The following is a 7,654-nucleotide window of genomic DNA, read 5'->3' as shown; positions in this document are numbered from 1 at the left end:
ATATTGTCCGGCCTCTGATATTGTTCGGCCACTGTGCGCCTTCCTGGCGCACAGTACTCCCCTATGTTGTGCACGCCCTGCGTACCTTTGTTTACCTGCACATCTCTGTCTATCTGCAGGCCTTAACCGGGCACCTTGCCGCTAAAAAAACTGACTAAGCAGTCAATATGGTATCCCTCTTGCTTAACAACCCGGCATAACCCATTACGGCCCGTTGTTATTGGGCTGGTTCTGACTAAACAGAGGAGATACGGCTTGAATCACCCCGTTCAGCCGCTGCTAAGCGCGCAGGCTGATGCACCATACTGGAACGCGCAGTTACAGCTGAGTACGCGCCAGACAGAAAGAGGCACCCGTTTGGTGCAGTGCGAACATAACGGCCCTCTTTATGTGCAAAAGCCGTTTTATCCGGAAGGGCCGGACTGTGCGCACCTGTATCTGCTGCATCCGCCCGGCGGCATGGTATCGGGTGATTTTCTCACCATTAATGTCAGTGCCGGTGAAAACAGCCATGTGCTGGTAACAACACCCGGAGCAGGACGTGTTTACCGCGCCCGTGCCGATGGTTTGCTGCAGCAGCAGAAAGTACAGCTGAGAGTTGAGAGCAACGCGGCACTGGAATGGATGCCACTGGAAACCATTTTATTTCCGTCATCCCGTGCGCAACTGGAAACCGAAGTCCATCTGGGTGAAAACAGCCGCTATATCGGCTGGGATATTGTCAGCCTCGGTTTGCCCGCCAATGGCAGCCGTCTGGATGACCTTGGTCAGCACACCACGCTGAAACAAGGGCTGCGTATTTATTATAAGCAACAGCTATTGCTGAATGAGCGCCTGAGCCTGCATCCGGGTAACAGCGAATTATTAAATGCCGCCGCCGGTTTCCGTGGCATGCCGGTACACGGTCTGTTAGTGGCCGGACCTTTTACTCAGGGCTTTTGTGAACAGGCTCTGGGACAACTTCAGGAGCTGTGCGCCGACCAACTGGCCGGTGTCAGCCTGAACGGCCAATTTTTAAGCGTGCGTTATCTCGGCACCTGCAGCGAACAAGCTCGTCTGCTGCTGAGTGACGCCTGGGCGATTATCCGCCCGCAATTAATGCAACGCCCGGCCTGCGCACCACGCATCTGGGCAACCTGATTATTTCTGATTATTTAAAGAACTGATTGATTAACTGAGGTGAACGATGGAACTGCTACCGCGCGAAAAAGATAAGCTGCTGATTTTTACCGCAGCCCTGCTGGCAGAACGCCGCCTGAACCGTGGTCTGAAATTAAACTATCCGGAAGCCATGGCGTACCTGACCATGGAAATTATGGAAGGCGCACGCGATGGCAAAACCGTGGCCGAGCTGATGGGGTACGGTAAAACACTGCTGAGCGCCGATCAGGTGATGCCCGGTGTGCCGGAATTAATTCATGAGGTACAGGTAGAGGCGACCTTCCCGGATGGCACCAAGCTGGTCACTGTGCATGAACCCATTGTTTAAAACTGCCTGCGTTTAAACGGCTTCAGCCGAGATGCTTAACGGTTTACAGGAGAAAGAACATGATCCCAGGTGAAATTATCGTCGGCGAAGGCGATATCGAATTAAATGCAGGCCGTGAAACGGTTCGTCTGCGTGTTGAGAATATCGGTGATCGTCCGATTCAGGTCGGCTCCCATTATCATTTTTACGAAACCAATCCGGCACTGTCATTTGAGCGGGAAAAAACCAGGGGCTTCCGCCTGAATATTGCCTCGGGTACAGCCGTGCGTTTTGAGCCGGGTCAGGGCCGTGAAGTGGAATTAGTCGCCTACGCCGGAGACCGTATTGTTTACGGCTTCCGCGGTGAAGTAATGGGCAAGCTGGATAACTGAGGGAAAGCACATGAGTAATAAAACCATGGACCGCACGTCCTACGCGCAGATGTTCGGCCCTACCACCGGCGATAAAGTGCGCCTCGGCGATACTGAATTATTGATTCAGATTGAAAAAGACTTCACCACCTACGGCGACGAAGTGAAATTCGGCGGCGGCAAAGTCATCCGTGATGGTATGGGTCAGAGCCAGCGCAGCAGTGCTGAAACCGTCGACCTAGTGATAACCAATGCCGTGGTGCTGGACCACTGGGGGATTGTGAAAGGCGACGTCGGTATTAAAGACGGTCGTATTTTTGCCGTAGGTAAAGCCGGTAATCCGGATATTCAGGATAACGTCGATATTATTGTCGGCCCGGGTACCGAAGTGATCGCCGGCGAAGGCTCCATTCTTACCGCTGGCGGTATCGATGCGCACATTCATTTTATTTGTCCGCAACAGGTCGAAGAAGCCTTAATGAGCGGCGTCACCACCATGATTGGCGGCGGCACCGGGCCTGCGACCGGCACCAACGCCACCACCTGTTCGTCCGGCCCCTGGTACATCGGCAAAATGCTGCAGGCCACCGACGATATGCCAATGAATTTCGGCTTTTTAGGCAAAGGCAACGCCAGCCTGCCAGAAGCACTGGAAGAACAACTGGAAGCCGGGGCCTGCGGTCTGAAATTACATGAAGACTGGGGCACCACTCCGGCATCCATCGACTGTTGTCTGAGCGTGGCGGAAAAATACGATGTGCAGGTTGCCATTCATACCGACACCCTGAACGAATCCGGTTTTGTTGATGACACCATTGGTGCATTTAAAGACCGCGTAATTCACACCTACCATACCGAAGGTGCCGGTGGTGGCCATGCGCCGGATATTATCCGTGCCTGCGCTTACCCCAATGTGCTGCCCTCTTCCACCAACCCAACGCGTCCTTATACGCGTAATACGGTGGATGAACATCTGGATATGCTGATGGTCTGTCATCACCTCGATAGCAGCATTCCTGAAGACGTTGCTTTTGCCGATTCGCGCATCCGTAAAGAAACCATTGCCGCTGAAGATATTTTTCACGACCGTGGCGCCTTCAGCATGATCTCATCCGACTCTCAGGCCATGGGCCGCGTGGGCGAAGTGATTACCCGCACCTGGCAGACGGCGCATAAAATGAAAACCCAGTTCGGCTTATTAAAAGAAGATCTGGAGATCGGCGCCGATAATTTCCGCGCGCGCCGCTACATCGCCAAGTACACCATTAACCCGGCCATCGCTCATGGTATTTCCCACGAAGTGGGTTCCATCGAAAAAGGAAAACTGGCCGATCTGGTGTTATGGAAGCCGGCTTTTTTTGCCACCAAACCGAGCATGATTATTAAAGGCGGCATGATTGCCGCAGCGCCGATGGGCGATCCGAATGCGTCCATCCCGACCCCACAGCCGGTGCATTACCGCATGATGTTCGGTGCCTTTGGTAAAGCTGCTGCCGCCACCAGTCTGACCTTTGTATCGGCAGCGGCATTAAGTAATAACGTCGGTGAAAAACTTGGGGTCAAACGCACCTTAGCGGCCTGTAAAAACACCCGAAACATCCGTAAATCAGACATGATTCTGAACGACTGGATGCCGGACGTTAGCGTTGATCCGCAAACCTATGAAGTGCGTGCCGACGGCGAATTACTGACCTGCGAACCGGCCAGCGAACTGCCACTGGCGCAACTGTATAACTTATTTTAAACGTGCAATGTAAAAGCACTGTTTTAAGGACTGTTTATGTTGGAAGTTTATGAACGCCTTGGCACCCACTGCCATGATCCGGTCAGCGCTACGGTAGTACTGAACTACGAACAGCGCGACCGTGGCCGTCTGCGTCTGACCAGTACCGACGGCGAAGAAGTACGTCTGTTTCTGGAGCGTGGCAAGCCCTTACTGGTTGGTGAATTTTTACGCGCCACTGATGGCAAAATCGTAAAAATTGAAGGCGCTGAAGAAGATGTTGCCCACGCCAGCTGCGACGACTGGCAAACCTTTGCCAAAGCCTGTTATCACCTCGGCAACCGCCATGTAAAAGTAGAAGTGGGTGAGCGCTGGTTACGGATAAAACCGGATCATGTGCTGGAAGATATGCTGCATTTACTTGGACTGATGGTCAGCCATGAACACGCCGTCTTTGTACCTGAGTCCGGCGCTTATGCCCCCGGTTACGGGCATTCGCATGGTCATTCCCACGATCATGATCATCACCACGGCCACAGCCATAAAGACGGACATGGTAAAGGGCACGAGCACGGTGACGGACATGACCACTGATAACCACGCGGCGCTGACAACACCGGGGCTGCTGCGTTTATTGCAGCTATCCAGTGTCAGCCTGCCGGTGGGTGGTTACGCCTTTTCTCAGGGGCTGGAATACGCCGTGGAAAAAGGCTGGGTCAGTAATATGGCAAACACCCGTGACTGGATTGCGCTGCAATTACACGAAACCCAGGCACTGATTGATTTACCGGTATTAAAAGGCGCGATGCAGGCGGTAAGCGCGGCCGATGAAAAAGCCTGGCAAGGCTGGAACGATTTAATTCTGGCCAGCCGCGAAACCAGCGAATTACGCCTTACCGATACCGCCATGGGCGAAGCACTGGTGCGTTTATTAAAACAGCTGGACGTTACCCTGCCGCGTTATGCCAGTGAGGCAGAGGGCGATGTCAGCTTTGTTGCGCTGTATGCCTATCCGGCGGTGCAGTGGCAGATTCCGTTTACTGCCGCCGCCACCGGTCTGACCTTCGCCTGGCTGGAAAATCAGATTGCCGCTGCCACCAAGCTGGTACCTCTGGGTCAGACTCAGGCGCAGCAATTATTAAGTGATTTACAGACGCTGATTCCGGCCACTATCCGCACTGCAGAAGACGTGGATGAAGCAGAAATTGGCGGCTCGTTACCGGCACTGGCGATTGCCAGTGCGAAACATGAGACGCAATACACACGCCTGTTCCGATCATGAGGGCTGGTTGCATTGTCAGGACGTTGTTAAAAATTTTCTCAGGATGCTCATGTAGGCTAACGACACTGCGCTCCTTCGATAATTTTTACCGCGTCCTGACTGCTTCACTAACACCCTCATCGCTGGCTGTATTACACGATTAAAAATTTAAGCAAGACTCAGAATTACTGGAGAACAAAATGAAAAAACAAACATTACGCGTAGGTGTCGGTGGTCCGGTCGGCTCCGGCAAAACAGCATTATTACGCTCACTCTGTTCTGCCCTGCGCGATCACTACAATATTGCGGTAGTAACCAACGATATTTACACCAAAGAAGATGCCGAGTTCTTAACCCGTAATGAAGCGCTGTCAGCCGACCGCATCATGGGGGTGGAAACCGGTGGTTGTCCGCATACCGCGATCCGTGAAGATGCTTCAATGAACCTGGCGGCTATCGACGTATTAATGAAACGTCACGGCGATCTGGATGTGGTGTTTGTTGAAAGCGGCGGCGATAACCTGAGTGCAACCTTCAGCCCGGAATTATCCGACCTGACCATTTATGTGATCGACGTATCCGCCGGTGACAAAATTCCGCGTAAGGGTGGCCCGGGTATTACCCGCTCCGATTTACTGGTGATTAATAAAACCGATCTGGCGCCACTGGTGGGTGCCGATCTGGATGTGATGGACCGCGATGCGAAAAAAATGCGCGGCGAACGCCCTTTTGTATTTTCAAACCTGAAAAAGGCGCAGGGGCTGGACGATATTATTCAGTTTATTGTGACCGAGGGGATGCTGGAGCAAAAGACCATCCCACCCGCTAAAGCAGTCGTCTGATCTGAGCTGCTGCGCTTGGTGATACGGCGTTAAAAATGCCTTCGGGATGCTCATGCAGGCCAACTGCACTCCGCTCCCTCAGTTATTTTTGCCTTGTCTCACCGGCGCTCGCGACGCTCAGACAATCTGTATTGCCGGTTATTTAAATTTGTAAAAAACTCCTGAGGAGAATCCTATGAAAAAAGTTCTGATCTCTGCCGCCGCCCTGCTGATGCCAGCTGCGGCCTTTGCTCATACCGGCCATGAAGTGTCTGGTTTTGCTGCCGGTATTGCGCACCCCTTTACCGGGCTGGATCACCTGCTGGCGATGCTGGCGGTGGGTCTGTGGGCCGCACGCCAGAGTGGTGCTGCCCGCTGGGCGACGCCACTGGCCTTTGTTGCCATGATGGCAGTGGGTGCTCTGGCCGGAGCCAGCAGCCTGCAGCTGCCGTTTACCGAGCTGATGATTGCCGCCTCTGTGGTGGTCTTCGGGTCTCTGATTGCCTTTAACCTGAAAAAAGGCGCTCTGGCCGGTGCTCTGCTGGCCGGTGGTTTTGCCTTTTTCCACGGTTTTGCCCACGGCGCTGAAATGCCGGCAATGAGCACTCTGGCGACCTATGGCGCGGGCTTCCTGCTGGCGACTGCTGCTCTGCATGCGGCTGGCTATGCACTGGCCGCCTTTGGTCACAGCAAAGCAGCAGATATCAGCCGCCGCGCTGCCGGTGCTGTGATTGCTCTGACCGGTATTGCTTTAGGCGCAGCCTGAGGGCCGGCCTGAGTTGCTGCCGAACGGTTATCTGCTGCATAAACGCTTCTCCGGCAAAGGGTTATGCAGCAGATAACGGAGCCCTGTGCCGTGAACGCTAATAACCGCTTTTCACGGTGCAGTCATCTGCTGATCATTTATTGATCTGAGTCGTGATCATGTCTCCGTCATAGCGCTACAGTAAACAGGTATCACCTGTGTTTGCAGCCCTTAAAGGAGGCTCCCATGAAAACACGTCATATTGCCCTACCCGTCTTATCCGTCTTATTTTCCGTATCATTTTTACTGAGCACTGGTGCTCAGGCCGCCGATGTTCCTGCCCGTGGGCCGATGGCCTTCAGCGATTACGATACCGATAAAAACGGCAGCATTTCTGAAGCTGAATTCAATGCCGCCCATGACAAACGCATGCAAAACAACTCTGCCGCCGGTATGCCGATGAAAGGCGCCGCTAACCGCCCCATGTTCAGCCAGTTTGATACCAATAACGACGGTAAGCTGAGCGCCGATGAGCTGAAGAATGGCCAGATGCAGCATCAGCAGGAAATGATGGATATGCGTAAAGATCAAATGATGAATATGCAGAACATGCATAAGAAAAATATGCAGCAGTAGTCCGCAGGCAGGCGGTACATAAAAGCCGCCTGCCCCGATTAACACAAGTCGCGACCAGCGCTTATCCGGCTTATACATAAGCTGAACAGTCAGCGGGCAGAAAAAGCGTTACACTGCAGCCATTACCTCAACAGCCGCGATACGCAACAATGCCTCAGCCTCAGAATGGCAATTCCTCCGCAAACCACCAGCCACCACTTTCTGCACATGAGTTACGGCCATCCTTTGTGCGCCTCGACCAGCATATTCCTGACATTCTGATCGACCTGAAATACGCCGGTTACGATAACTTTATTGGTGCTGTGGTGGATGGTTACCAGCAGGCCTGTGCATTGCTCAGCCGTCCGGCGGCAGAAGCTCTGGCCAATGTGGCAGCAGAACTCCGTCAGCAAAACCTGCGCTTAAAAATCTTTGATGCTTATCGTCCGCAACGTGCGGTCGACCATTTTTTACGCTGGGCCAGCCGTGCCGAAGACTTCCGCACCAAAGACCGCTTTTATCCCTCACTGGAAAAACCACAACTGTTTGAACAGGGCTATCTGTTCAGCCATTCCTCGCACTCGCGCGGCAGTACCGCCGACCTGACACTGACCGACAGCGACGGCCGGGAGCTGGATATGGGTACCATC

The 7,654-nt window shown here is 53.4% G+C and carries 10 protein-coding genes; all 10 read left to right on the top strand.

Annotated elements, in window-relative coordinates:
• Nucleotides 1-255: 255 nt before the first annotated feature.
• The gene (locus B3P58_RS11540; protein WP_286717645.1) at nt 256-1,140 is read left to right on the top strand and encodes an urease accessory protein UreD; all 885 of its coding nucleotides are present in this window, start codon (nt 256-258) and stop codon (nt 1,138-1,140) included.
• A gap of 46 nt (nt 1,141-1,186) precedes the next feature.
• Nucleotides 1,187-1,489, top strand: coding sequence for an urease subunit gamma (ureA, locus tag B3P58_RS11535; RefSeq protein WP_145469284.1), 303 nt, complete (start codon nt 1,187-1,189; stop codon nt 1,487-1,489).
• Between the two features lie 59 nt (nt 1,490-1,548).
• The gene (locus B3P58_RS11530; RefSeq protein WP_286717644.1) at nt 1,549-1,860 is read left to right on the top strand and encodes an urease subunit beta; all 312 of its coding nucleotides are present in this window, start codon (nt 1,549-1,551) and stop codon (nt 1,858-1,860) included.
• 10 nt (nt 1,861-1,870) lie between these two features.
• Nucleotides 1,871-3,583: an urease subunit alpha gene (gene ureC / locus B3P58_RS11525; RefSeq protein WP_286717643.1), complete on the top strand. Its 1,713-nt coding sequence runs from the start codon at nt 1,871-1,873 to the stop codon at nt 3,581-3,583.
• Nucleotides 3,584-3,619: 36 nt separating this feature from the next.
• Entirely contained in the window at nt 3,620-4,156 is a 537-nt protein-coding gene (gene ureE / locus B3P58_RS11520) for an urease accessory protein UreE (RefSeq protein WP_286717641.1), read from the top strand.
• Nucleotides 4,146-4,844, top strand: a complete 699-nt coding sequence (locus B3P58_RS11515; RefSeq protein WP_286717639.1) for an urease accessory protein UreF — start codon at nt 4,146-4,148, stop codon at nt 4,842-4,844. Before ureE ends, B3P58_RS11515 begins: the two co-directional genes overlap by 11 nt.
• Before the next feature lie 179 nt (nt 4,845-5,023).
• Nucleotides 5,024-5,665 (top strand): urease accessory protein UreG, encoded by a 642-nt coding sequence (gene ureG, locus B3P58_RS11510; protein ID WP_230330780.1) that lies wholly within the window; start codon nt 5,024-5,026, stop codon nt 5,663-5,665.
• Between the two features lie 175 nt (nt 5,666-5,840).
• A complete protein-coding gene (locus tag B3P58_RS11505) occupies nt 5,841-6,410 on the top strand; it encodes a HupE/UreJ family protein (protein WP_286717637.1) in 570 nt (189 codons plus the stop codon).
• Nucleotides 6,411-6,635: 225 nt separating this feature from the next.
• Nucleotides 6,636-7,025, top strand: coding sequence for an EF-hand domain-containing protein (locus B3P58_RS11500; protein ID WP_145469277.1), 390 nt, complete (start codon nt 6,636-6,638; stop codon nt 7,023-7,025).
• Nucleotides 7,026-7,252: 227 nt separating this feature from the next.
• A partial coding sequence (locus B3P58_RS11495; RefSeq protein ID WP_286717635.1) for a M15 family metallopeptidase occupies nt 7,253-7,654 on the top strand: 402 nt, incomplete at its 3' end.

This window comes from Thalassolituus sp. UBA2009 (assembly GCF_002335285.1).
GTDB lineage: Bacteria > Pseudomonadota > Gammaproteobacteria > Pseudomonadales > Oceanobacteraceae > Venatoribacter > Venatoribacter alkanivorans.
Note: the sequence above shows the minus strand (reverse complement) of the source record. Positions and strands in the feature narration are given on the sequence as shown.